Source organism: Bradyrhizobium sp. TM239, from assembly GCF_036247985.1.
GTDB classification, from domain to species: Bacteria; Pseudomonadota; Alphaproteobacteria; order Rhizobiales; family Xanthobacteraceae; genus Bradyrhizobium; species Bradyrhizobium ottawaense.
In genome coordinates, this window is the sequence record NZ_BTIR01000004.1 from 1 (window position 1) to 22840 (window position 22840).

Here is a 22840-nt window from a genome sequence, read left to right on the forward strand (position 1 = left end):
GACGGGCGAAGGCGCCATGGTCGAATACGTCACCGCGATGATCGGCGGCCAGCTGTTCGGCCTGCCGATCTCGCGGGTCCAGGACGTGTTCATGCCCGAGCGCGTCACCCGCGTGCCCTTGTCCTCGCGCGAGATCGCGGGCGTGCTCAATCTGCGCGGCCGCATCGTCACCGTGGTCGACATGCGCGCCCGTCTCGGCCTGCCGCAGCCCGAGGATGGCAAGGTGCCGATGGCGGTCGGCGTCGACCTCCGCGGTGAATCCTATGGCCTGCTGATCGACCAGATCGGCGAGGTGCTGCGCCTGCCCGAAGCCGGCATGGAAGAAAATCCCGTCAACCTCGATCCCCGCATGGCCAAGCTCGCCGGCGGCGTCCACCGCCTCGACGGCCAGCTCATGGTCGTCCTCGACGTCGATCGCGTCCTCGAGCTCGCGCCCGAGATGATGGCGGCCTGATACGGCGGCATCGTCGCCGACGGACTTGCAATTGGAAGTGCCCCCCGCAAAGGGGGAGGAAGCAGAGGTTCACATGCGAACTTGTCTCGTCGTTGATGATTCCAGCGTCATCCGCAAGGTTGCGCGCCGGATCCTGGAGGGGCTCGACTTCCAGATCCTCGAAGCCGAGGACGGTGAGAAGGCGCTGGAGGCCTGCAAGCGCGGCTTGCCCGATGCGGTGCTGCTCGACTGGAACATGCCCGTGATGGACGGCTACGAGTTCCTCGGCCATCTCAGGCGCATGCCCGGCGGCGACCAGCCCAAGGTGGTGTTCTGCACCACCGAGAACGACGTGGCGCATATCGCGCGCGCACTGCATGCCGGCGCCAACGAGTACATCATGAAGCCGTTCGACAAGGACATCGTGACGGCGAAATTCCAGGAAGTCGGCCTTATCTGAGCGATCGGCCGGAGGCCGAACGGATTCTTCGGCGACTGTTTTCAACTGTACCCTTTCAGTCTGAGTTGGTGAGTAATGAGTGTTGCGTTCGCAGGGAATTCGACCACAGGCTCGTCGCGCGAAGCCGGGCCGCTGCGCGTGATGATCGTCGACGACTCCGTCGTCATCCGCGGTCTGATCTCGCGCTGGGTCGGCGCCGAGCACGACATGGAGGTCGCAGCCTCGCTGCGGACCGGGCTCGAGGCGGTCAACCAGCTGGAACGGATCAACCCCGATGTCGCCGTGCTCGACATCGAAATGCCCGAGCTCGACGGCATCTCGGCGCTGCCGCAGCTGCTGGCGAAGAAGCGCGATCTCGTCATCATCATGGCCTCGACGCTGACGCGCCGTAACGCGGAGATCAGCTTCAAGGCGCTGTCGCTCGGCGCGGCCGATTACATTCCGAAGCCGGAATCGACGCGCGAGGCGTCGGCCGCGGACATCTTTCACCACGACCTGATCCAGAAGATCCGCCATCTCGGCGCGCGGCTGCGTCGCAAGCCCGCGGTTGCAAGCCCGCCGCTGGCGCCCGCGAGCCTGGCTCCGGCACCGCGTAGTCCTGTTGCGCGGCCCACAGCGCCCGCTCCGGCGGTGCCTGCGTCGTCGGGGGCGCTCACCACGCGCCCGTTCTCCAATCAGGCGCCCAAGGTGCTGCTGATCGGCTCCTCGACCGGCGGCCCGCAGGCGCTGATGGCGCTCGTCACCGAGCTCGGCCCGGTGATCGACCGCTTCCCGGTGCTGATCACCCAGCACATGCCGCCGACCTTCACCACCATCCTTGCCGAGCATCTGGCGCGCTCGAGCCGTAAGCCGGCAGCCGAGGCGGTCGACGGCGAGCCGGTGAAGCCGGGACGGATTTATCTGGCGCCCGGCGGCAAGCACATGCGCGTGGCGCGCAGCGGTGCGGACACCGTGATCGCGCTCGACGACGGTCCCGCCGTCAATTTCTGCAAGCCCGCGGTCGATCCGCTCTTCACCTCCGCCATCGACATCTGGCACGGCAGCATCCTCTCCGTGATCCTGACCGGCATGGGCTCGGACGGCATGCGCGGCGGCAAGGACATCGTCGCCGCCGGCGGCAGCGTCATCGCGCAGGACGAAGCCTCCAGCGTGGTCTGGGGCATGCCGGGCGCGGCGGCCAATGCCGGCATCTGCGCGGCGATCCTGCCGCTCAACCAGATCGGCGCCAAGGTCAACCGCCTGTTCGCGGGAGATCGCGCGTGACGCCGGTTGACTACGACTACCTGCGCAAGTTCCTGAAAGAGCGCTCCGGCCTCGATCTGTCCCCCGACAAGCAATATCTGGTCGAGAGCCGGCTCTTGCCGCTGGCGCGCAAGGCGAGCCTTCCCGGCATCCCCGATCTCGTGCTGAAGATCAGGAACGGCGACGGCCGGCTTGCGACCGACGTGGTCGAAGCGATGACCACCAACGAGACCTTCTTCTACCGCGACAAGATCCCGTTCGATCATTTGCGCGACACCATCCTGCCGGGTCTGATCAAGGCGCGCGCGGCGCGCAAGTCGCTTCGCATCTGGTCGGCGGCGTCGTCGACGGGACAGGAGCCCTATTCGATCGCGATGTGCGTGAAGGAGATGGGCGCGGCGTTGGCCGGCTGGCGCATCGAGATCGTCGCCACCGATCTGTCGCAGGAGGTGCTGGAGAAATCCAAGGCCGGAATCTACAGCCAGTTCGAGGTGCAGCGCGGCCTGCCGATCCAGCACCTGATGAAGTACTTCACGCAAGCCGGCGAGACCTGGCAGCTCAATGCCGACATTCGCGCCATGGTGCAGTTCCGCCAGCTCAATCTGCTGCAGGATTTCTCCCATCTCGGCACGTTCGACGTGATCTTCTGCCGCAACGTGCTGATCTACTTCGACCAGGACACCAAGGCCGTGATCTTCGAGCGGATGGCGAAGACGCTGGAGGCCGACGGCACGCTGCTGTTGGGCGCCGCCGAATCCGTCGTCGGCATCACCGATGCGTTCCGTCCCATCACCGACCGCCGCGGTCTCTACCAGCTCAACCCTGCGCGCTCCGGCCGCCCCATGGGCGGATTGATGCCGCAGCCGCTGAAAATTGCAGCGGCGAGGTGAGCTGCTTCGTCATTCCGGGGCGGCGCGTCAGCGCCGATCCCGGAATCCCTAACCACAGGCCGTCGCAAAAGGCAGGTGGTTAGACGCAGGGCCATTCGATCCGCCTGTGACTATGGATTCGGGGCTCGCGACCTTGTCGCGCCCCGGAATGACAAATCACAAAATCGCATGCGGCAGAAACCGCGAGCGGTTGCCCGTGATCGGGCTCTCGTCCTCGCGGATCGACAATCCGCACGGCTCGTGATTCACCAGCCAGCTTCCCACCACCGGATAGAAGCCTGAGAAATTCGGCAGCGGCGCCAGCGCCTGCCGCACGAAACCTTCGGCGCCGTAGGGACCGGCCTGCTCGTCGAGCGGCATGCCGCCGGACACCAGCGTCACGTTGGCGCCTTCGCGCGACAGCAGCGGCTTGCGGACATACGATGTGCCGAGCTCCGCTGCCCGCGCGTCATCCTCGAAGAAGGCCGGCAGCAGATGGGGGTGGTTCGGAAACATCTCCCAGAGCAGCGGCAAAATGCCCTTGTTGGAGAGCACCGCTTTCCACGGCGGCTCGATCCAGCGCGTCGGCGCCTCCTTCAGCTTCGCACCGAAGGAATCGTGGAACATCCACTCCCAGGGGTAGAGCTTGAAGGCGAGCGCGATGTCGGCCTCGTCGAGATCGACGAAGCCGCCGCCTTCATCGCGCCAGCCGATTTGCTCGATGTCGAGCAGCCTGGTCGAGAGTCCGGCCTGGCGCGCGGTGTCCTCGAGATAAGCGAGCGTGCCGGCGTCCTCGTCATGGCTGGTGGTGCCGGTGAGATGGACGTGACGGCCTGCGGCAATCTCCTTCCACGCCGCGATCAGCCGCTCGTGGATGGAGTTGAACTGATCGGCGCGCACCGGGACGATGCGGCGCTCGATCGCCTGCTCGAGCCAGGTCCATTGAAACACCGCGGCCTCGAAGATCGAGGTCGGCGTATCCGCGTTGTATTCGAGCAGCTTTGCCGGCGACTTGCCGTCGAACTTCAAATCGAGCCGGCCGTAGAGGCTGCGGTCGTCGCGCTGCCAGCTCTCGGCGATCAGGCTCCAGAACGCTTCCGGGATCTGCAGGCGCCGCAAATATCGCTCGTCGCCGATGACGCGGCCGGCGAGCTCCAGGCACATGGCCTCGATCTCGCCGGTCGGCGTCTCGATGCCGCGCTCGATTTCGTCGAGCGTGAAGCCGTAATACGCGCGCTCGTCCCAATAGCGTTCGCCGTCGATGGTGTGGAAGACGAAGCCGCATTGCGCCGCGGTCTCCCGCCAGTCGTCGCGCTCCAGGCAATTGATGCGCTGCATGGATCAGCCGCCGCCCGAGAAGCCATGGCCGAACGAGCCGAAGCCGCCGCGGCTGACGCTGCTGTGGCCGGAATCGGAGGACGACGTTCCCGCCGAAGAATGGCTCGATGAATCGCTGCTGAAGAAGCTCGATCGCGACGACCAGCGCGAGCTGCTGCCGCCCGACGAGCTGCTGCCGCCACTGCTTGTGCAGGTCGTGGTCGTCTGCCCCGGCACGGCGCCGGGCGTGGGCTCGCAAGTCTGCCGCGGCATCATCGTGTAGGCGGTGGTGCCGACCGCGAGCGTGCCCATCACCAGCAGCGCGACATGACCGGAGCGCTTCGTCGGCTCTTTGGCCGGCAGCGGCAATGGCTGTGGCAGGCGTGGCCGGCGCTTGCCGAACTGCTTTTGGGACGGGTTGTCGGCCATGTCAGTAGATCATGCAGGCGGCGTTGAGCAGGCCCGCCGCGAGCGAGGACAGCCCGAGCCAGATCGCGGGCGCAAGCTCGCCGGCCGCGATCCGCGCCGACAGGTTCGGCACCGGCACGCGCACGAGAAAGAACACGATGATCTGCACGATCAGCGCGATCGTCGCCCAGATCAGGCAGTCCAGCACATTGGCCGAATGTGCAATGGCGCTGACCAGCGGCGCCACGAAGCCGAGCAGGCTGAGCCCGAGCGCGATCGCCGCGGCCGGCTCGTCGTCGCGGATCAGCTGGAATTCGTTATGCGCGGTGATGCGGGTATAGACGAACAGATACGCCACGATCGCGATCAGCCCGGTGCAGAAATAGACCAGGAAGGCGGGCAGGCCGGCCAGTGATTGCAGAATCATCGTTCCCCCATCGTGCAGCGACCATTCGTCGGCGGGGAGAGCATAGCGGTTCAATGGCGGGACGGCGACGAAGCCGCCTTCACGTCCCCCAAAAAACAAAACCCCGCCATTTGCGGCGGGGTCCAGGCTGGGAGGAGCGAGCCCGAAAGGGGCTCGCGACGTAAACCCAGGATCAGGCGGGAATGCGCTCTTCGTGCTCGTGCGGCTCGCGCAGCACGTAGCCGCGGCCCCACACGGTCTCGATGAAGTTGCGTCCCTCGGAAGCGTTGGCCAGCTTCTTGCGGAGCTTGCAGATGAAGACGTCGATGATCTTCAGCTCGGGCTCGTCCATGCCGCCATAGAGGTGGTTGAGGAACATTTCCTTGGTGAGGGTCGTGCCCTTGCGGAGCGAGAGCAGCTCCAGCATCTGGTATTCCTTGCCGGTCAGATGCACGCGCTGGCCGCCGACTTCCACCGTCTTGGTGTCGAGGTTGACGACGAGGTCGCCGGTCTGGATGACCGACTGGGCGTGACCCTTGGAGCGGCGCACGATCGCGTGGATGCGGGCAACCAGCTCGTCCTTGTGGAAGGGCTTGGTCATGTAGTCGTCGGCGCCGACGCCGAGACCCTTGACCTTGTCCTCGATGCCGGCGAGGCCGGAGAGGATCAGGATCGGTGTCTTGATCTTGGAGACCCGAAGCTGCTTGAGCACGTCGTAGCCGGACATGTCGGGCAGGTTGAGGTCGAGAAGGATAATGTCGTAATCGTATAATTTACCGAGATCGACGCCTTCTTCCCCCAAATCGGTCGTGTAGACGTTGAAGCTCTCAGACTTCAGCATCAGCTCGATCGACTGCGCGACGGCGCTGTCATCTTCAATCAGCAAAACGCGCATGCCAGTTCCCCATAGTCGCCGCTCCTGGGCGTCAGGTCGGCCGCATTCGCGGCACTCAACAAAACGCCTTTGAACAACTGATTCGGATCCTGACAACAGATGGTTAACAAATCCTGATTCTGGAACGCAAGTCCCCCGGGTGCAATTTTTGTCGAATCGCCCTAAGGTCCTGTGCGCGAAGCAGCTTTCGTCACCCAGCTCAGTTCAAGTTCCACTTTAAGAGACGGGCCTAACCGACTCCCGCGACTCAGCCTTCTTCTGAAGGGGAGTCACGCTCAGTCACAAAGACAGTGACGCAATGATTAATGATGCGGGTAAACACGAAGTTAAGCGCCGTTCAGAAATATGGCGAAACTTAAGGTTTTCACCGTGAAGTCCCGGGGATCGCAAAGGGCGACCCTGGGGATGACCAAGGCGCGCCTATTAATGAAGGCACCCCGATGAAGGCACCCCGATGAAGGCGCTTGCCGAACAGATCGGCGACATCGACGGCATCAATATCTATGGCCGCGTCGTCGGTGTCCGCGGCCTGATGGTCGAGGTGGCCGGTCCGATTCATGCGATGTCGGTCGGCGCGCGGCTGGTGATCGAGACCGGCGCCAACCGTTCGATTCCCTGCGAGGTGATCGGCTTCTCCGGCAACAATGCTGTCGTGATGCCGTTCGCCGGCCTCGACGGCGTGCGCCGCGGCTGCAAGGCCGTCATCGCCAATGCCGCCAATCTGGTGCGGCCGTCGTCGGCCTGGCTCGGCCGCGTCGTCAACGCGCTGGGCGAGCCGATCGACGGCAAGGGACCGCTGCCGCAGGGCGCTTCGCCGATGCCGTTCCGCAATGCGCCGCCGCCGGCGCATTCGCGCAAGCGTGTCGGCGCGCCGCTCGATCTCGGCGTGCGCGCGATGAACACCTTCCTCACCTGCTGCCGCGGCCAGCGCATGGGCATCTTCGCAGGGTCCGGCGTCGGCAAATCGGTGCTGCTGTCGATGCTCGCGCGCAACGTCGATGCCGCGGTCAGCGTCATCGGGCTGATCGGCGAACGTGGCCGCGAGGTGCAGGAATTCCTCCAGGACGATCTCGGCGAGGAGGGCCTCGCGCGCTCCGTCGTCGTGGTTGCGACCTCCGACGAGCCGGCGCTGATGCGCCGCCAGGCGGCGTATCTCACGCTCGCGGTCGCCGAATATTTCCGCGACGAGGATCAGGACGTGCTCTGCCTGATGGACTCGGTGACGCGCTTTGCCATGGCCCAGCGCGAGATCGGCCTGTCCGCCGGCGAGCCGCCGACGGCCAAGGGCTACACCCCGACCGTCTTCACCGAGCTGCCGAAACTTCTGGAGCGCGCCGGACCGGGCCTGGGGGAGGGCGCCATCACCGCGATCTTCACGGTGCTGGTCGACGGCGACGACCATAACGAGCCGATTGCGGACGCCGTCCGCGGCATCCTCGACGGCCACATCGTGATGCAGCGCTCGATCGCCGAGCGCGGCCGCTACCCCGCCATCAACATCCTCAAATCCGTCTCCCGCACCATGCCGAAATCGGCCGATCCGCAGTTCTGGCCCGTCATCCAGAAGGCGCGGGCGGTGATGGCGACCTATGCCGACATGGAGGAATTGATCCGGCTTGGCGCCTACCGGGCCGGCTCCAGCCCCGAGGTCGACGAGGCGATCCGCCTGCACGAACCGCTCGAGGCGTTCCTGCGCCAGCGCAAGGACGAAAATGCGTCTCTGGCGGACGGCTATCGCCAATTGGCGCAAATCCTCGGTAATTTGGAAACGGAACGCTAACTTTGTCAGGTCATCATCCCATCCCACAGAGTAGCAGAGCCGGTCTTGGCCCCTGTTGGGCCTGTGGGGAGACCGGTGACGTCCCACGTGTAGCGGGGGGACTTCTGGGGAGTACGAGTCGATGAAGTCACGAGATACCCTCATCCGCCTGAAGAAGTTTCAGGTCGACGAGAAGCGCCGGCGGGTCACCCAGATCGAGACCATGATCGCCGACTTCCAGCGGATGTCGACCGATCTCGAGCGCGAGATCACGACCGAGCAGGAGCGTGCCGGGATCAACGATCCCTCGCACTTCGCCTATCCGACCTATGCCAAGGCGGCCATTCAGCGCCGCGAGAACCTGACCCGCTCGGCCGACGAGCTCAAGGGCCAGCTCGACGAAGCCAAGGCCGCGCTGGCCGAGGCCTTCGAGGAGTTGAAGAAGGTCGAGCTCCTGGACGAGCGCGACCAGGCCCGCGAGCGCGCCGAAGAAAATGCCCGCGAGCAGGCCGACCTCGACAGCATCGGCCTGATGCGCGCCCGCATCGGCGCCGTCGCCTGAAGACCCGGCCAGCGGCCAAAGCAGAGAATTCGTGAAACCCGGGCCCGCAAGGTCCGGGTTTTCGCATGTGCTGTCCACAGTGTGGCGCCGCACCCCTTGGTGGTCGGCTTGGCCGCGCGCTATGGTAGCGAAGTGCCGGGGCCTGCGCGGAACGCGATGGCCCGCGTGTCGGGGGGCTGAATGCTGACGCCAGCAGAGCTGGTCGGGTTGATCGAGGCGGTGGCGAAGGGCGATCAGGCTGCGTTCGAGCGCCTCTACGCCGCCACGCGCGCGAAACTTTATGGCGTCGTGCTCCGTATCTTGCGCCGACAGGATCTCGCAGAGGAGGTCATTCAGGAGACCTACGTCAAGATCTGGAACGGCGCCGGCGGGTTCAATCCGGCGCTGTCGTCGCCGATCACGTGGATGGCCTCGATTGCGCGCAACCGTGCCATCGACATCGTGCGCAAGAAGTCGGAGGTCTCGATCGAGGAAGAGCCTCAGGCGATGGAGGTCGCGGCCGACAGCCCCGATCCGCTGGCGCGCCGGGAGATGACCGAGGAGTTGAAGCGGCTCTTGGAATGCGTCGGCCGGCTCGAGCCGGACCGCCAGCGGCTCGTGCTTCTCGCCTATTACAACGGCTGGAGCCGCGAGCAATTGGCGGAGAAATTCGCCGCTCCCGTCAACACGGTGAAGACGTGGCTCCGGCGCAGCATGTTGGATATCCGGGAGTGCCTCGGACTATGAGGGTTCATACTGTGAGGGTGGTTCTGGACTGCATGTGATGGCCTACTCGGAGGACCATATCGCGCTCGCCGCGGAATATGCGCTCGGCACCCTCGAGGCCGATGAGCGCGCGCAGGTCGAGACCATGATGGCGGTGGACCCGGCGTTCGCCGACATCGTGCAGGCCTGGGCCTATCGGCTCGGCGCGCTCAACCAGATGGTCGGCTCGGTCGAGCCGCGTCCGATCGTGTGGGAAAACATCAGGTCCGAGATCGCGCGCACGGCGCTTGCGCAGCAGCCGCCTGTTCTGGCCGACATCGTGCCGCCGCCAATCCCGCCCGTCGAAGCCGTGCCGCCGCAAGCGCCGCTGGAGCAGGTGCTGCAACCGGAGCCGCGGCCTCCCGAAGCAGAGCAGCCCGAGCCGATGCGCTCCGGATCCGATGCGATGGCCGACATCGCGCCGGTGTTCATGCCGCAGGTTCATGCGCCCGATCCCGAGGTCGTCCGGGCGCCGCCGCAGGTGGCCATCGCCGACGACAGCAACGTGATCCGTCTCGAGGGCCGGGTGAAGCGCTGGCGCTCGATCGCATCCGCGGTCGGCGCGCTCGCGGCTGCGCTGCTGGTGACGCTGTCGCTTCAGATCTTCCTGCCCGACGCGCTGCCGGGGGCTTTACGTCCGGCGCCGCGCATCCAGACGGTGGAAGTGAAGACGCCGGCCGCACCGCTCACAGCCGCGGCGCAATATGTCGCGCTGTTGCAGGGCCAGGGCGGCGGCCCCGCCTTCATCCTCACCATCGACGGTGCGACCAGGAACTTTACCGTGCGCAAGGTCGGCGCGACGCCGGAGCCCGGCAAGAGCTTCGAGCTCTGGCTGATCTCCGACAAGCTGCCGCGCCCGCGCTCGCTCGGCGTGATCGGCGCGGGCGAATTCACCGCGCGTCCGCTGCTCGCCTCCTATGATGCCGACGTCGTCAACGGCGCGACCTACGCGGTCACCGTCGAGCAGGCCGGCGGCTCGCCCGACGGCCGGCCGACTTCGGCCCCGGTGTTTTCCGGCAAGCTGATCGAGACCGTGCCGCCGTCCCAGCCGCAGGCGCCCGCGCCGGCAAAGAAATAGGTCCCCGTAGCCCGGATGGAGCGCAGCGCAATCCGGGACCTTCGCGCCATCAGGTGACAACCCCGGATTGCGCTGCGCTCATCCGGGCTACGAAGCCACGCCCCTGTCGCCATGGTCCACCCTGCCGTCGCATCCCGACAAGTCTCCCTGAATCCGCCCCCGATTTGAACCTCGCCGCCTTTTGCGGCGTCAAATCCCCGGAATTTGCAGTCGGCGCCGCCGATCGTGACGCCGAAAGAGGGGCTAGAAATCAGATGGATGCAGCGAGAACGCCGGGCATCTTCGTTCACCAATACACCGGACTGCCGCACGGCCCTGCGTTCGAACATTGGCGCGAGCGGGCTTTCGGGGCCTGCGGCCTCGATATCGGGCCGAGTCGTGGCGACAGCATCGATTGCCGGCTCCAGATCAGCGTGGTCGACAACATCGCGCTCGCCATTCCGGAAGGCGCCTCCGCACAATATTCCCGCACGCAGAGCCACCTTGCCGACGGCAGCGACGACCTCGTGCTGATCGCCGCACAGGCCGGCCTCGTCCGTGTCGGGCAGAACGGCCACACCGTGGAGCTTGCGCCCGCGCAGATGGTGCTCGTCGACATGAGCATCACCGGCACCGTCGGCCACACTGACGAAGACCGCTTCACCACCATCCGCATGCCGCGCCGCGCGTTGCTCGACATCAGTCCGCGTGCCGAGGACAAGCTGTCGCAAGTGCTCAGCGACGGTGCCGTCGCAGAGACCATCTTCCGCTACCATGCGCTCGCCGCCAATCACGCGCCGCATCTCGACGCGGTCGGCCAGCGCCTGACCGCGCAGCATATGGTCGATCTGGTCGGCCTCCTGCTCGGCACCGATGCCGAGCATGCCAGCCTCGCGCGCGGCCGTGGCCATGCGGCAGCACGCCTCGATCTCATGCGCGCCGATGTGATGGCCGCGCTCGGCCGCAACGATCTCTGCCTGTCCGAGGTCGCGACGCGCTCGGGCCTCAGCCCGCGCCAGGCGCAACGCCTGTTCGAGCAGGCCGGCACGACCTTCACCGAATTCGTGCTCGAGCAGCGCCTGCTCCAGGCGCGCAAACTGCTCGGCGATCCCCGCGCCAGGACGCGCAAGATCAGCGACATCGCGCATTCCTCGGGCTTCTCCGATCTGTCCTATTTCAACCGCGCCTTCCGCAAGCGCTTTGGCGCGACGCCGTCGGAACTGCGCGAGGCGTGAGCTGAGATCTTTTGCAGCGGCGCAGCGCTGGCGCCGTTGGTCGATCCGGCCGAATGAGCTATATCTGCCTGTGCGGGCAGACCGCAGGATGTCTCTGGAAAGCACAGTTCACGGACATGGCGCGTATCGTCGTGCTCGGCGCCGGATTTGCAGGCCTGTGGGCGGCCATCGGGGCCGCACGCAAGCGCGACGAGATCGGTGCTGTCAGCGACATCGAGATCTGCGTGATCGATCGCAATCCTTATCACAACATCCGTGTGCGCAATTACGAGGTCGATCTCAGCGAGGTCGCGATACCGCTGCCGCAACTGCTCGATCCCGTCGGTGTCCGTCACGAGATCGGCGAGGTCGAAGCCATCGATCCGGTCTGGCGCGAAATTTCGCTGGTCACGAGCAGCGGCGAGCAGACGCTGGCCTATGACCGCCTGGTGCTGGCGCTCGGCAGCGAGGTGATGCGTCCCGACATTCCCGGCCTTGCCGAGCACGCCTTCGATGTCGATACCTATGTTGCGGCGCTTCGCCTCGAGGACCATCTCGCCTCGCTCGGCCGCAGCGCGCCCGCGCCGGGGCGGTCGACCGTCGTGGTGGTCGGTGCCGGCTTTACCGGCATCGAGGTCGCGGCCGAGATGCCCGACAGGCTGGCGCGGGCGGGCATCACCGGCAGCCGCCGCATCATCCTGGTCGATCCCAATCCCGCGGTCGGTGCCACCATCGGCGCGCCGGCGCGCCCCGTCATCGAGACGGCGTTGGCCGCGCTCGACGTCGAGATGCGCCTTGGCGTGCGCGTCGCATCGGTCGAGGCGGCCGGCATTCGCTTGAGCTCCGGCGAATTCATCCCGGCACAGACCGTGATCTGGTGTGCCGGGATGCGTGCGAGCCCCCTGGCGGCGCGCTTTCCGGACGCCCGCGACCGGCTCGGACGCCTGCTGGTCGATCCCTTCATGCGGGTTGCCGATGTCGGCGGCGTGTTCGCCGCCGGCGATGTTGCCTCGAGCGTGGTCGACGGGCTGCATCCGACCGTGATGTCCTGCCAGTTCGCGCGCCCCATGGGCCGCTTCGCCGGCCACAACGTGGTCGCCGATCTCGCCGGCCTGCCGATGCTGCCGCTGCGGATCGACTGGTACGTGACCGTGCTCGATCTCGGCGGCTGGGGCGCGCTCTACACCGAAGGCTGGGATCGCGAGGTGAAGGCGACCGGTCAGGCTGCGAAGGCGACCAAGAACATCATCAACCGCAAGCGCATCTATCCGCCGCTGACCGGCAGCAAGGAGGAACTGTTCGCCGCCGCTGCGCCGACCGTGCAGGCGCCGCCGCCGAGCTATGGGGCGCGGTAGTCTCGCGCTGCTCCCCCTACCAGCCCTTGCGCTGCCTGACGGGCAAAACACGCAAGGTATCGGTCAACATGGTCGGCCGAAAATATTCCACTTTACCGAAATTCGGAAAGCGCGTATGTGTCGCCGCAACCCGGCCCAAGGAAGAGGGGCGTATCGCGATCGTCACGAACGCGGGCTGGGCGGCGGTGGACGTGGGTCACATCGGCGCAAAGGGTTTTGCAGGGCGGAGAGCCGTGAGCAAAGACCTCGCGCACACGACCGGTGTGATCCGCGTACGGCAAAATCGTGTGGTCCTGGCGCCCGGGGTCTGTGCGCCAAGTCTTGTGGTGATGTGGTTTGCTCAACCGGGCAAGCGCATCAGCCATCCGCAAGGCGACGGGGGCAATAGCGCAACGCTCCCCGGGGAGAGTACGACATAAGCCGTCAAACCACTGCGCAGGGAAGGCCGGGATGTCCTGGCTACACCTGTATGCCGCTGTGCAGCTTCTCGTCACGCAGGATTCGCACAGTGGACCGCGGGTGCCAGCCGGCGCCCGGCCTTCCCTGCGCCCTCTTTCAAGTGAGGGCGAAGCGATCAGGCAAAGCTCGGGCGAAATGCGCCGCGAGGATGCGAAGGCGTGTCTCGGAGGCGTAGGATGGGTAGAGCACTTGCGAAACCCATCATGTTTCAACACAGGGGAGGTGTTGATGGGTTTCGCTGCGCTCTACCCATCCTACGAGCTGCGTCCAAATTCCGCTCTCGTGCCCCGGACGCAGCGCAGCGCTTCTTCAGCGATGCGCTGCAGAGCCGGGGCCCACGTGGCAGCAAATGCCGTGGCCTGCTGGGTCCCGGCTCAGCGCAGCAACGCCAAGAGCGTTGCAGCGCGTCCGGGACACAAGCGTGGTGGACGCTGCTGCTTCAAACTCCGTCACAGCGTTCGCACAGCAGCGCAGGCATTCTCGTGACGCGGCAAGCTGCAACATCCTTCATGACTCCGGCGTGGCGAAATCCACACGCCGCGCGTGCCGACAATTCCGTCATCAAATTATTGCTTGATGTGTCCGGGTTGTTTTGTCTAGCGTCACCCGCAGGGGTTGGGAATGGCAGATTATCCATGGATCGGGAGCACCATCGCGGCGAGCTTCGCGAGCGATGTTCTCATTCATTCCACAACGACAGGACTGAACAGCGCATCTCGGCCGCGAACCGGCCGTGCTGTGCATGAGACGCCGCGTGCTAGACTTCGGCCTTTCTCGCAAGGAGGAGCAGCCGATGCCGGGCACCGGAAAGACCTGGCGTGGAGAGAAGCGGATGACGAAGACCGGGGCCGCGAAGCGGATCGAAGAGCCGACGCCAGGTGCAGCAGGGCAGGCGAGCGACGGCCTTGGCGGAGCGGCCGCCCGCGCGCCGCACGCGAACGGCGCCCAGGCCGCGAACGAATCCAGTGGTTCCGCCGCCGCCGCGCAAGCGGCCCCACCGCCGAAGACCGGGTCGCAGGTGCTCGGCGAGATCACCTGGCTGATGACGCAGTCGCCCCGCCACAAGGCGATCCCGCTCGGCGATCTCGAATGGCTGGTGATGCCGGCGATCCCGCTGCAGCAGTTCCGGATCTTTTACAAAGGCGAGCAGCCGGTGGGCGTGGCGTTCTGGGCGCTGGCGGACGAGATCGTCGCGAAGCGGATCGATGCGGGGAATGTGCGGTTGACGCCGGCGGAGTGGAAGGGCGGGGGGCAAACGGATCATTGATGTGGTTGCGCCGTTTGGAGGCGAGGCGGAGATGAAAGATCAAGTTTTGAAGACTTAGCCTTTCAAATCGGATCTTCAAATCACGACTCTGGAGAGCTGGAATGGTGCGCGCTGTTTTCATGACAAAAGATCAGATTGAGTGTCTTGTCGAAAAAGCTCGGCAGGACCACGAGCTTTGGGCGGTGCTCAAGGATCGTGAGCTAAATCAGTTTAATGCTGATGGAACGGCGAAGCTGCCGTCGATGGCGATGGCGGTTAGCGATTTCGTGGTGGGCTTATATGGGGCGGAGCATGGCTATGAGATCGGATCATTGATCATCGCGCTTCGTTTCCACACACGGCAAGAGCTCGGTTTGCCGGTCTAACGACGGATAGTCATGGGGGCTGTGAATGTCCGATCTGATATATAATAGCGGTTTGGTCCGTCCGAACTCCGGGATTACGGTGACAGTGCAGTCCAGCACTGTCACCGTAATGCTGTCGCCGTAATGGCCCTACGGGCTGGAGATGTGAGTTCTTGGCGAATGAGGTCGATGGAAAGCGAGTGAACCAATGGAGCCATTAGCCTGGCTTCAAGACCGACTAGCCGATTTGATTGCGCGGTTGTTTCCAGGGAGAGTCGGACGGTTTTTGGCGCTTGCTGTGACGTGGGTCCTGTTCGTTGTTCTGATGTATGTCGTCAACCACGCGGCAATTGAACGCTTCTTGAGCTTGAGACCGTAGGATGGATTGAGCCCTTGCGAACCCATCATCTTGTGCCGCTGGAAGCGACGGGTATCGTTCGTCCGCGCCACGTCGCTCGCATTGCGGAGGCCCAGACATGAGAAAGCGCCCGTGGGGGGCGGGCGCTTTCTGTAGTCGACTTGGGGTTGGGGTCGTCTACATATCCACGTGGCGACTTTGGGGGGCTGGTAAAGAGCCGCGTGAATTCCTGAAACTCATGTCTCCTTAGCGAACGACGGACGCGTTCGAGCTGGTCACAACGACCGGTTTGCCGGCCTTGATGACGCGGGCGGTCTGGGTCAGGCCTTCGTCCGAACCGGTGCGTGCCGTGATGCCGAAGCCTGCCACCGTGATCCCTGCAACGAGGGCCACGACCACGATCTTCAAGTGGGTCGAGCGATCTGCGCTGTAGATCGAGTGGTTCATGGAAGCCTCCTGCCGCCACCTACCCGAAGTAGTCGCCGGCCGTTTCAGGCAGGTTCATGCTTCCGGTGCCCAACAACCTAGTATTGGGGGGATTCGTTCCCAAGAGGCCATCACAAGAGCGTGACAGGACGTGAAAGATCGCGATCAAAAGCGACCCCTGATCGTGCATTTTTGCAATTATTTCAAAGCTGTAATGTGCCTGTCAGGCGCCTTGTCGAGGTTTGGTCCACAAGGCGCCAGGAACTCAGAAACCATTTGCCTGTGGCCGAAAAACACACGGCTTCTTAAGGCAAATCAGATGCTTCCGACAGTTTTCAACCTCGCCCTGGGGTGGATCTCGGCCTGCGACAGCACCGTCGTCTGGGCCCGGAACCGCTCAACCAGGGACCGGACGAAGGGACGAATTGCCGCAGAGGTGACCAGCACCGGCGCCTCGCCTTCGCGGGCGGCGCGCTCGAACGCCTCGCGCACGCCGGTCATGAACTCCGACAATTTCGAGGGCTGCATCGCAAGGCTGCGTTCCTCGCCCTGGCCGATGATGGATTCGGCAAAGGCCTGCTCCCATCGCGCCGACAGCGCGATCAGCGGCAGATAGCCGGCATAGGAGGTGTTTTGCGCGCAGATCTGTCGCGCCAGGCGGGCGCGGACGTGCTCGACCATGGTGGCGGGATTGCGCGAGAAGGCGAGCGAGTCGGCGATGCCTTCGAGGATGGTGGAGAGATCGCGGATCGAGATGCGCTCGGCGAGCAGCAGCTGCAGCACGCGCTGGATGCCGGAGACCGTGACCTGCGCCGGCACGATGTCCTTGACCAGCTCGCCCTGCTCCTTCGGCAGCTCCTTGAGCAGTTTCTGCACCTCGCCATAGGAGAGCAGGTCCGACATGTTGGCCTTGAGCAGCTCGGTGAGATGGGTCGAGAGCACGGTCGCGGCGTCGACGACGGTGTAGCCCTTGAGCGAGGCCTCCTCCTTGAGACTGGCATCGACCCAGGTCGCGGGCAGGCCGAAGGTGGGCTCGGTGGTGTGGATGCCGGGCACCTGCACCTGGCTGCCGCCGGGGTCCATGACCATGAACTGGTTCGGCCAGATCTTGCCGGTGCCGGCGTCGACCTCCTTGATCTTGATGATGTAGGTGTTGGCCTCGAGCTGGACGTTGTCGAGGATGCGCACCGCCGGCATCACAAAACCCATCTCGATCGCGAGCGAACGGCGCAGCGCCTTGATCTGCTCGGTGAGGCGGTCGGTGCCGTCGGGGCCGTTGACCAGCGGCAGCAGCGCATAGCCGAGCTCGATCTTGAGGTCGTCGATCTTGAGCGCCGCCGAGATCGGCTCTTCGGCCGCGGCCGTGCCCGCCGCACCGGGCGTTCCCGGAGCGGGTGCGGCCATGGCGGCTTCCTCGGCCTTGGCCGTCACCCGATTGCGGTTGCGGGCGTGCCAGGCGAGCGCACCGGCACCGGTGCCGAGCGCCAGGAAGGGGAGGGTCGGAATGCCCGGCAGCGCCGCCAGCACCAGCATGACCGCCGAGGACATCGCCAGCGCCTGCGGATAGCCGGAGAACTGCTTCATCAGCGCCTTGTCGGCGGCGCCGGAGACGCCGGCCTTGGAGACGAGCAGGCCGGCCGCGGTCGAGACGATCAGCGCCGGCACCTGGGTGACGAGGCCGTCACCGACGGTCAGCAGCGTGTAGCTGCGGCCGGCGTCGGCAAAGGACATGCCCTGCTGCGCCACGCCGATGATCATGCCGCCGACGACGTTGATGAAGACGATCAACAGGCCGGCGATGGCGTCGCCCCGGACGAATTTGGAGGCACCGTCCATGGCGCCGAAGAAGCCGCTCTCGTCCTCCAGCTCCTTGCGGCGATGCTTGGCGACCTTTTCGTCGATCAGGCCGGCGCCGAGGTCGGCGTCGATCGCCATCTGCTTGCCGGGCATGGCGTCGAGGTGGAAGCGGGCGGCGACCTCGGCGATGCGGCCCGAACCCTTGGTGATGACGACGAAATTGACGATGATCAGGATGGCGAAGACGATGATGCCGATGACGAAATTGCCACCCATCACGAAGTTGCCGAAGGCCTCGATGACGTGACCGGCGGCCGCCGTGCCCTCGTGCCCGTGCGACAGGATCAGCCGGGTCGAGGCCATGTTGAGCGACAGGCGCAGCATAGTCGAGATCAGCAGGATGGTCGGGAACGCCGAGAATTCCAACGGTGTCTGGATGAACAGCGAGGTCATCAGGATCAGGATCGAGAGCGTGATCGAGATCGCCAGGAACAGGTCCAGCACGATCGCGGGCAGCGGCAGGATCAGCACCACCAGGATGGTGAGGATGCCGAGCGCCAGCGCGATGTCGCCGCGCTTGAGGACGTTGACGATCTCGTTGAGGGAGGGAATCGAGGGCCTTGCGCTGCCTACGCCCTGTCCCGCGGTGACGTCGACCATGGTAGCTGCCTCCCCGCGCGACTGCCGGCCGCGCGCCCCAAATGTCTGCGCGGCGGCCGAAGGGCCGCCGTTCCGAAAGTGAGGCACCGCACTGGCGTCCACGGGAGCTCCCGTTTTACGCGGCTGACGACACTCGACTTCACCCGGCAATTCTTGCCGGGTGTATGGTTAGCAAAGGGTTAACGCGGGGGTGGGAAGAGGGGCGGACCGGGGTGTTTCGGGAGCCAAGGTCGTCATTCCGGGGCGCCCAGAGGGCGAGCCCGGAATCCATCGTGCGGCGGAGTTGGTGGATGAATGGATTCTCTGATGCGCAATTGCGCATCATAGTTCGCGCTGCGCGCGCCCCGGCATGACCGGGCAACCCCTACTTCGCCTTGTCGATCTTGGTCACCGTATACCCCGACGCTGCCTCCTCGGCCTCGAAGGTCACCTTGTCGCCGACCTTCACCTGCTTGAGCATCGCGGGGTCCTTGACGCGGTAGACCATGGTCATGGGGTCCTCCATGCCGAGGCTCTTGGCCGGTCCGTGCTTGAGCGTGATCTTGCCGGCGCCCTCGTCGATCTTTTTGACCTCACCGTTGATCGCGGCGGCCCCCGCCGCGAGGGCGGCAGTGGTAAGGCCGACAGCCAGCGTCAGCGCTGCGGCAAGGCGGATGATGCGGTTCATGGGAGTCTCCTTGTCGCTACTTCACGGTGACGTGGCCGACCATGCCGTAGTCGCGATGGTCGGGAATGAGGCACGAGAATTCGAACGTGCCGGCCTTGCTGAACTTCCAGAGGATCTCGGCCGTCTTGTTCGGCGCGAGCCTGACGCCGTTGGGATCGTCGTGCTCCATGTGCGGATGCTTTTTCATCTCCACCGCATGGGCGAGATTTTCCTTGGGTGTGGCGAGCAGGAATTCATGGTCCTCCTTGCCGACATTGCGCAACACGAAGCGGACCTGCTCGCCGCGCTTGACGTCGATCTTGGCCGGCGCGTAGTCCATCTCGTTGAGCAGGATCTCGATCGTGCGTGCGGGCTTGTTGGGATCGCCGGGCTCGCCGGCCGAAAAACTCGCGTGCCCGTGCTTGTCGTGCGCAAGGACCGGCGCGGTCGACAGCGCCGCCAGCGCGAGGCCGAGCTTGATCGTCTTCATCGTCATCTCCAGTTGGTGGTTCATCGAAACGCTCACATCTTCATCTTGTGCGTCGGCTTGCCCGGCTGTTGACGTGCGGGCTCCGAGGCCGGTGCGGCGACCTCGTAGGCGACGGTGCCCTTCGGGAATTGATAGGGGCCGGGATCGCGATAATCGTCGCGCGCGAGGTCCTCGCGGATCTTCATCACCGTGAACATGCCGCCCATCTCGATCGGCCCGAACTGGCCGGTGCCCGTCATCATCGGCAGCGTGTTGTCGGGCGCGGGCATCTCCATGTTGCCCATCGCCATGCCGGTCGAGCCCATCGCCATGCTGTCAGGCGCGAGCTTGCCGACCGCCTTGGCGAGGTCCTTGCGCGACACGCCGATCAAATTGCGCACCGCGTGCCCCATCGCGTTCATGGTGTGATGCGACTTGTGGCAGTGGAAGGCCCAGTCGCCGGGATTGTCGGCGAGCACGTCGAACGCGCGCACCGCGCCGACCGGCACGTCGGTCGTCGTCTCCGGATATTGCGCGCTCTCCGGAATCCAGCCGCCGTCGGTGCAGGTCACCGCAAAGCTGTGGCCGTGCAGATGGATCGGGTGGTTGGTCATGCTGAGATTGCCGATGCGCACGCGCACCTTGTCGCCGAGCCGCACGGCTAAGGGATCGATGCCGGGAAACACCCGCGCATTCCAGGTCCACATGTTGAAGTCGGTCATCTCGTTGACCTGCGGCAGATAGGTGCCGGGATCGACGCGATAGGTGCTCATCACGAAGACGAAGTCGCGGTCGACGGGGCGGAAGTTCGGATCGCGCGGATGCACGACGACCATGCCCATCATGCCCATCGCCATCTGCACCATCTCGTCGGAATGCGGGTGGTACATGAAGGTCCCGCTCTTCCTCATCTCGAACTCGTAGACGAAGGTCTTGCCGGGCTGGATGTGCGGCTGGGTCAGCCCGCCGACGCCGTCCATGCCGCTGGGGATGATCATGCCGTGCCAGTGCACGGTGGTGTATTCGGGCAGGTGGTTGGTGACGAAGATGCGGACCTTGTCGCCCTCGACGGCCTCGATGGTCGGGCCCGGCGACTGGCCGTTATAGCCCCACAAATTCACCTTCATACCCTCGGCGAATTCGCGCACCACGGGCTCGGCGACGAGATGGAATTCCTTCCAGTCGCCGTTCATGCGGAACGGCAGCGACCAGCCGTTCAGGGTGACCACGGGGCGATAGTCGGGTCCGCTGACAGGGTGCAGCGGCGGCTGCATCACCACCTTGTCCATGTGCGCAGCTTCCGGAATCGATGCCGCCTGCACGCGGCCCTGGACCGCGGATGCGCCGACGAGCGCGGCGGTGCCCAAAAATCCTCTGCGGGAAAACATGCCGGCCTCCATCTCAGTGGCCGCCGTCGGCAGGCGCTGCCGCGGCGATGGTGGTTGAGTTGTCGCCGCCCGCAGCAGGCACGCCGCCGCCATTGACGGCGGTCTGCAGGTCGGATTGGGCGAGGAAGAATCGTTGCCGGGCATCGATCGCGCCGCGCAGCGAGGCGAGGCGCTGTCGTGCTTCGGTGAGCAGCGCAAAGATGTCGACCTGCATGCTGGAGAAGCGCAACTGCATCTCCTCGGTGATGATCTTGCGCAAGGGGATGATCTCGCGCTGGTAGTGGCTGGCGATGTCGTAAGTGGATCGGTATGTGCGGTAGGCATCGCGCGCCTCCGAGCGCACGTTGACGGCGCGCTCGGTCAGGCGGTTGAAGGCGAGATTGTAGGTCTCGGCCGCCTGCCGCACGCGGACTTCGCCGCCGTCGAAGATCGGGATCTGGAACTGGACGTCGAAGCCGCGTTCGCGGAACGGCGCGCCTTCGGGATCCCTGGTGCGGCGGGAGATGCCGGCGAGATCGAGCAGCGTGACGAAGCGCGTCGCCTCGGTGAGGTTCAGCGACTTCGCCAGCGCCGTCAGCTCCAGCCGGGCGATCTGCAGGTCGATGCGATGGGCCACCGCATCGGCCTCGATCGAGGGCAGTGCCTGCGGCCGGCGCGGCAGCGGCGGCAATTGATTGGGCAGGCGGAAGTCGAGGCCGCCGTCCCACAATCCCATCAGCCGCGCGAGCTTTTCGCGCGCACTCGCCGCGGCCTGGCGCGCGGTGGCGAGGTCGGCGGTGGTCTCGGCGTAAAACACCTGCTCGCGGGCCTGGTCGAGCTTGTTGAGCGAGCCGGTCTCGCCGAGCTTGACCGCGAGCTGTGCGGTCGATTCCGCCGTCGCCTTCGCATCCGTCAGCAGCGCCACCATCTCGTTGCCGGCGACGGCGCGCACGTAGGTGCCGCGGACGTCGGCGGCGAGCCGCAACGTCGCCAGTGCCGCGCGCAGCTGGGCCTGGCGAAAACGCTCGCGGGCGATGTCGGAGCGGAACGGCAGGGTGGCGAGCGCAAGGATGTCGCCGACCACCTGGCGCTCGATCTCGCTGGCGCCGTTGCCCGAGATCCGCGAGATCGAGAACACGGGATTGGGCGGCAGGCTCTGCTCGACCAGATCGGTCTCGGCCAGCGCCAGCTCGTTATAGGCGGCTTGCAATCCCCTGTTGTTGAGCAGGGCGACCTGAACGGCGGCGTCCACGCCGAGCGTCCGCGACAATAATTGGCGAACGCGCGCGTCGACCGCGCCCGCTCCCTCGGGCGTGCGAACGAAGGCGACATCCTTGTTGATGGTCTGGCTGGTCAGCTCCGAGACATCAGTCATGCCGCTGTCGGGCGAGAACGCGGCGCAGCCTGAGACGCTGAGCGCGGTGAGGACGAGCAGGCCTCGCGCAAGATGGCGTGTCATGGCGCGCTCCTACCGGTCTTGCTTCGGCTGCGGCGCGACGGCGTCGTTGCGGTCGCGCCATGGCGCCGGCGTCGCAGGCCGCAGGCCGGAGTAGGGCGCGATGGTCGACCGATAGCCGACATGCGCGACCTTCGCCGAGGGATCAGCGGGATCGGCGCCGGCGACTTGCGTCGTTGCCGGCATGCAGCCAGCCAGCGCCAGCGCAAGTGCGGCGAGCAACGGCCAATGGAATCGAAAGTGTCGTCCTCGCGCCGCGGATGCAGCGGCGGACATCGCCCCGGAAAGCGTCAGCATGATTCATCCCTGATCTGAATGACCACAGGTCCGCGCGCGCAGACGCGCGCTCGGCCCGAAATCGTCGTGTCAGATCAGGCGATGGGAGGGCGGTAGTGCAGGGGCGGCGCCGCGCTGTGCAGGCTGGCCACGATCTCGGGCGCACAGGCGGAGGCGGGCTGAACCGGCTTGGCGAAGCTGGGCAGATCGGCCGGCAGCGCGCTGATGCACATCATCGCGCAGCACGGTCCGGCTGTGCCCTTGCCGCCATGATGATGCGAAGCGGGCGCGTCCTGTGCGGCGACCTGGTGATGCGCGTAGGACCCCGCGTGGTCGCGCGCGATGCCGTCATGCATGTGACCGGCCGGCATCTGGTGATGCACCGGCACGAGATCGGCCAGCAGGGTCTCATCAAGACACGGCGCCGGGCCGCTGCCCCAGGCGAGGCTTGCCGCCGGCGCGATCACGCAGAACAGATAGGCGAGGGCAATGAAGCGCCCCACCTTGATCCGCATCGATCGTGTCAATCGCAGCAACATTCCGCCGACATGCTCTTCGCGCGGCAATTTGCTCACGCGGATTGCAAACTAATGG

Annotated in this window: 24 protein-coding genes; 12 read left to right on the forward strand and 12 right to left on the reverse strand. The window is 65.4% G+C overall.

Going from position 1 to position 22840, the window contains the following annotated elements; translation table 11 throughout:
- The 4 genes from AABA84_RS07615 to AABA84_RS07630 form a co-directional block, all read left to right on the forward strand.
- The coding region (locus tag AABA84_RS07615; RefSeq protein WP_338311756.1) for a chemotaxis protein CheW at positions 1–454 on the forward strand (454 nt) is incomplete at its 5' end.
- Positions 455–527: 73 nt separating this feature from the next.
- Entirely contained in the window at positions 528–893 is a 366-nt protein-coding gene (locus tag AABA84_RS07620) for a response regulator (protein WP_007600538.1), read from the forward strand.
- A gap of 75 nt (positions 894–968) precedes the next feature.
- Complete coding sequence (locus tag AABA84_RS07625) at positions 969–2156, forward strand: protein-glutamate methylesterase/protein-glutamine glutaminase (protein WP_212252333.1); 1188 nt, start codon at positions 969–971, stop codon at positions 2154–2156.
- Positions 2153–3025, forward strand: a complete 873-nt coding sequence (locus AABA84_RS07630; protein ID WP_338311757.1) for a CheR family methyltransferase — start codon at positions 2153–2155, stop codon at positions 3023–3025. Before AABA84_RS07625 ends, AABA84_RS07630 begins: the two co-directional genes overlap by 4 nt.
- Before the next feature lie 156 nt (positions 3026–3181).
- Here AABA84_RS07630 and AABA84_RS07635 read toward each other — a convergent pair whose 3' ends face one another.
- The 4 genes from AABA84_RS07635 to ctrA form a co-directional block, all read right to left on the reverse strand.
- Entirely contained in the window at positions 3182–4342 is a 1161-nt protein-coding gene (locus AABA84_RS07635; RefSeq protein ID WP_338311758.1) for a glutathionylspermidine synthase family protein, read from the reverse strand.
- 3 nt (positions 4343–4345) lie between these two features.
- Complete coding sequence (locus AABA84_RS07640) at positions 4346–4750, reverse strand: hypothetical protein (RefSeq protein WP_246550937.1); 405 nt, start codon at positions 4748–4750, stop codon at positions 4346–4348.
- A gap of 1 nt (position 4751) precedes the next feature.
- Positions 4752–5156, reverse strand: coding sequence for a DUF350 domain-containing protein (locus AABA84_RS07645; protein WP_212252341.1), 405 nt, complete (start codon positions 5154–5156; stop codon positions 4752–4754).
- 172 nt (positions 5157–5328) lie between these two features.
- Positions 5329–6030 carry a response regulator transcription factor CtrA gene (ctrA, locus tag AABA84_RS07650; RefSeq protein ID WP_008138878.1) on the reverse strand — a complete coding sequence of 234 codons (702 nt, stop codon included), beginning with the start codon at positions 6028–6030 and terminating at the stop codon, positions 5329–5331.
- 454 nt (positions 6031–6484) lie between these two features.
- On the opposite strand from ctrA, the gene fliI reads away from it, so the two are divergent.
- From fliI to AABA84_RS07690, 8 genes are all read left to right on the forward strand, one after another.
- Positions 6485–7810 (forward strand): flagellar protein export ATPase FliI, encoded by a 1326-nt coding sequence (gene fliI, locus AABA84_RS07655; RefSeq protein WP_038972090.1) that lies wholly within the window; start codon positions 6485–6487, stop codon positions 7808–7810.
- A gap of 121 nt (positions 7811–7931) precedes the next feature.
- Positions 7932–8351: a flagellar export protein FliJ gene (gene fliJ / locus AABA84_RS07660; protein WP_008138882.1), complete on the forward strand. Its 420-nt coding sequence runs from the start codon at positions 7932–7934 to the stop codon at positions 8349–8351.
- Between the two features lie 180 nt (positions 8352–8531).
- Entirely contained in the window at positions 8532–9077 is a 546-nt protein-coding gene (locus AABA84_RS07665; RefSeq protein WP_095425223.1) for a sigma-70 family RNA polymerase sigma factor, read from the forward strand.
- A 37-nt stretch (positions 9078–9114) separates the two neighbouring features.
- Positions 9115–10173: an anti-sigma factor gene (locus AABA84_RS07670; protein WP_338311759.1), complete on the forward strand. Its 1059-nt coding sequence runs from the start codon at positions 9115–9117 to the stop codon at positions 10171–10173.
- A 254-nt stretch (positions 10174–10427) separates the two neighbouring features.
- Positions 10428–11387, forward strand: a complete 960-nt coding sequence (locus tag AABA84_RS07675; protein WP_338311760.1) for a helix-turn-helix transcriptional regulator — start codon at positions 10428–10430, stop codon at positions 11385–11387.
- A 116-nt stretch (positions 11388–11503) separates the two neighbouring features.
- Positions 11504–12721 carry an NAD(P)/FAD-dependent oxidoreductase gene (locus tag AABA84_RS07680; RefSeq protein ID WP_338311882.1) on the forward strand — a complete coding sequence of 406 codons (1218 nt, stop codon included), beginning with the start codon at positions 11504–11506 and terminating at the stop codon, positions 12719–12721.
- Positions 12722–14012: 1291 nt separating this feature from the next.
- Positions 14013–14447: a toxin-activating lysine-acyltransferase gene (locus AABA84_RS07685; RefSeq protein ID WP_338311761.1), complete on the forward strand. Its 435-nt coding sequence runs from the start codon at positions 14013–14015 to the stop codon at positions 14445–14447.
- Positions 14448–14548: 101 nt separating this feature from the next.
- Positions 14549–14812 carry a hypothetical protein gene (locus AABA84_RS07690; protein ID WP_338311762.1) on the forward strand — a complete coding sequence of 88 codons (264 nt, stop codon included), beginning with the start codon at positions 14549–14551 and terminating at the stop codon, positions 14810–14812.
- A gap of 583 nt (positions 14813–15395) precedes the next feature.
- Here the strand turns inward: AABA84_RS07690 and AABA84_RS07695 are convergent.
- The 8 genes from AABA84_RS07695 to AABA84_RS07730 all read right to left on the reverse strand — a co-directional run bounded on the left by AABA84_RS07695 (position 15396) and on the right by AABA84_RS07730 (position 22761).
- Positions 15396–15596, reverse strand: coding sequence for a hypothetical protein (locus tag AABA84_RS07695; RefSeq protein WP_338311763.1), 201 nt, complete (start codon positions 15594–15596; stop codon positions 15396–15398).
- Between the two features lie 294 nt (positions 15597–15890).
- Complete coding sequence (flhA, locus tag AABA84_RS07700; protein WP_338311764.1) at positions 15891–18032, reverse strand: flagellar biosynthesis protein FlhA; 2142 nt, start codon at positions 18030–18032, stop codon at positions 15891–15893.
- A 364-nt stretch (positions 18033–18396) separates the two neighbouring features.
- Positions 18397–18699, reverse strand: coding sequence for a copper-binding protein (locus AABA84_RS07705; RefSeq protein ID WP_338311765.1), 303 nt, complete (start codon positions 18697–18699; stop codon positions 18397–18399).
- A 16-nt stretch (positions 18700–18715) separates the two neighbouring features.
- A complete protein-coding gene (locus AABA84_RS07710; protein WP_445083401.1) occupies positions 18716–19192 on the reverse strand; it encodes a cupredoxin domain-containing protein in 477 nt (158 codons plus the stop codon).
- Between the two features lie 8 nt (positions 19193–19200).
- On the reverse strand, positions 19201–20535 hold the full coding sequence (locus tag AABA84_RS07715) for a multicopper oxidase family protein (RefSeq protein ID WP_338311766.1): 1335 nt from the start codon (positions 20533–20535) through the stop codon (positions 19201–19203).
- 13 nt (positions 20536–20548) lie between these two features.
- Complete coding sequence (locus AABA84_RS07720) at positions 20549–21973, reverse strand: TolC family protein (protein WP_212251021.1); 1425 nt, start codon at positions 21971–21973, stop codon at positions 20549–20551.
- A 9-nt stretch (positions 21974–21982) separates the two neighbouring features.
- Positions 21983–22267 carry a hypothetical protein gene (locus tag AABA84_RS07725; protein WP_212251023.1) on the reverse strand — a complete coding sequence of 95 codons (285 nt, stop codon included), beginning with the start codon at positions 22265–22267 and terminating at the stop codon, positions 21983–21985.
- 74 nt (positions 22268–22341) lie between these two features.
- Positions 22342–22761 (reverse strand): hypothetical protein, encoded by a 420-nt coding sequence (locus AABA84_RS07730; RefSeq protein ID WP_246550744.1) that lies wholly within the window; start codon positions 22759–22761, stop codon positions 22342–22344.
- Positions 22762–22840 lie beyond the last annotated feature (79 nt).

Coding starts and splice junctions, on each gene's coding strand:
- AABA84_RS07665 (WP_095425223.1), top strand. CDS start 8,532: ATGCTGACGCCAGCAGAGCTGGTCGGGTTGATCGAGGCGGTGGCGAAG.
- ctrA (WP_008138878.1), bottom strand. CDS start 6,030: ATGCGCGTTTTGCTGATTGAAGATGACAGCGCCGTCGCGCAGTCGATC.
- AABA84_RS07690 (WP_338311762.1), top strand. CDS start 14,549: ATGGTGCGCGCTGTTTTCATGACAAAAGATCAGATTGAGTGTCTTGTC.
- AABA84_RS07670 (WP_338311759.1), top strand. CDS start 9,115: ATGGCCTACTCGGAGGACCATATCGCGCTCGCCGCGGAATATGCGCTC.
- AABA84_RS07685 (WP_338311761.1), top strand. CDS start 14,013: ATGACGAAGACCGGGGCCGCGAAGCGGATCGAAGAGCCGACGCCAGGT.
- flhA (WP_338311764.1), bottom strand. CDS start 18,032: ATGGTCGACGTCACCGCGGGACAGGGCGTAGGCAGCGCAAGGCCCTCG.
- AABA84_RS07680 (WP_338311882.1), top strand. CDS start 11,504: ATGGCGCGTATCGTCGTGCTCGGCGCCGGATTTGCAGGCCTGTGGGCG.
- AABA84_RS07620 (WP_007600538.1), top strand. CDS start 528: ATGCGAACTTGTCTCGTCGTTGATGATTCCAGCGTCATCCGCAAGGTT.
- AABA84_RS07640 (WP_246550937.1), bottom strand. CDS start 4,750: ATGGCCGACAACCCGTCCCAAAAGCAGTTCGGCAAGCGCCGGCCACGC.
- AABA84_RS07705 (WP_338311765.1), bottom strand. CDS start 18,699: ATGAACCGCATCATCCGCCTTGCCGCAGCGCTGACGCTGGCTGTCGGC.
- AABA84_RS07645 (WP_212252341.1), bottom strand. CDS start 5,156: ATGATTCTGCAATCACTGGCCGGCCTGCCCGCCTTCCTGGTCTATTTC.
- AABA84_RS07625 (WP_212252333.1), top strand. CDS start 969: ATGAGTGTTGCGTTCGCAGGGAATTCGACCACAGGCTCGTCGCGCGAA.
- AABA84_RS07720 (WP_212251021.1), bottom strand. CDS start 21,973: ATGACACGCCATCTTGCGCGAGGCCTGCTCGTCCTCACCGCGCTCAGC.
- AABA84_RS07715 (WP_338311766.1), bottom strand. CDS start 20,535: ATGTTTTCCCGCAGAGGATTTTTGGGCACCGCCGCGCTCGTCGGCGCA.
- fliI (WP_038972090.1), top strand. CDS start 6,485: ATGAAGGCGCTTGCCGAACAGATCGGCGACATCGACGGCATCAATATC.
- AABA84_RS07635 (WP_338311758.1), bottom strand. CDS start 4,342: ATGCAGCGCATCAATTGCCTGGAGCGCGACGACTGGCGGGAGACCGCG.
- AABA84_RS07675 (WP_338311760.1), top strand. CDS start 10,428: ATGGATGCAGCGAGAACGCCGGGCATCTTCGTTCACCAATACACCGGA.
- AABA84_RS07695 (WP_338311763.1), bottom strand. CDS start 15,596: ATGAACCACTCGATCTACAGCGCAGATCGCTCGACCCACTTGAAGATC.
- AABA84_RS07730 (WP_246550744.1), bottom strand. CDS start 22,761: ATGCGGATCAAGGTGGGGCGCTTCATTGCCCTCGCCTATCTGTTCTGC.
- fliJ (WP_008138882.1), top strand. CDS start 7,932: ATGAAGTCACGAGATACCCTCATCCGCCTGAAGAAGTTTCAGGTCGAC.
- AABA84_RS07725 (WP_212251023.1), bottom strand. CDS start 22,267: ATGCTGACGCTTTCCGGGGCGATGTCCGCCGCTGCATCCGCGGCGCGA.
- AABA84_RS07710 (WP_445083401.1), bottom strand. CDS start 19,192: ATGAACCACCAACTGGAGATGACGATGAAGACGATCAAGCTCGGCCTC.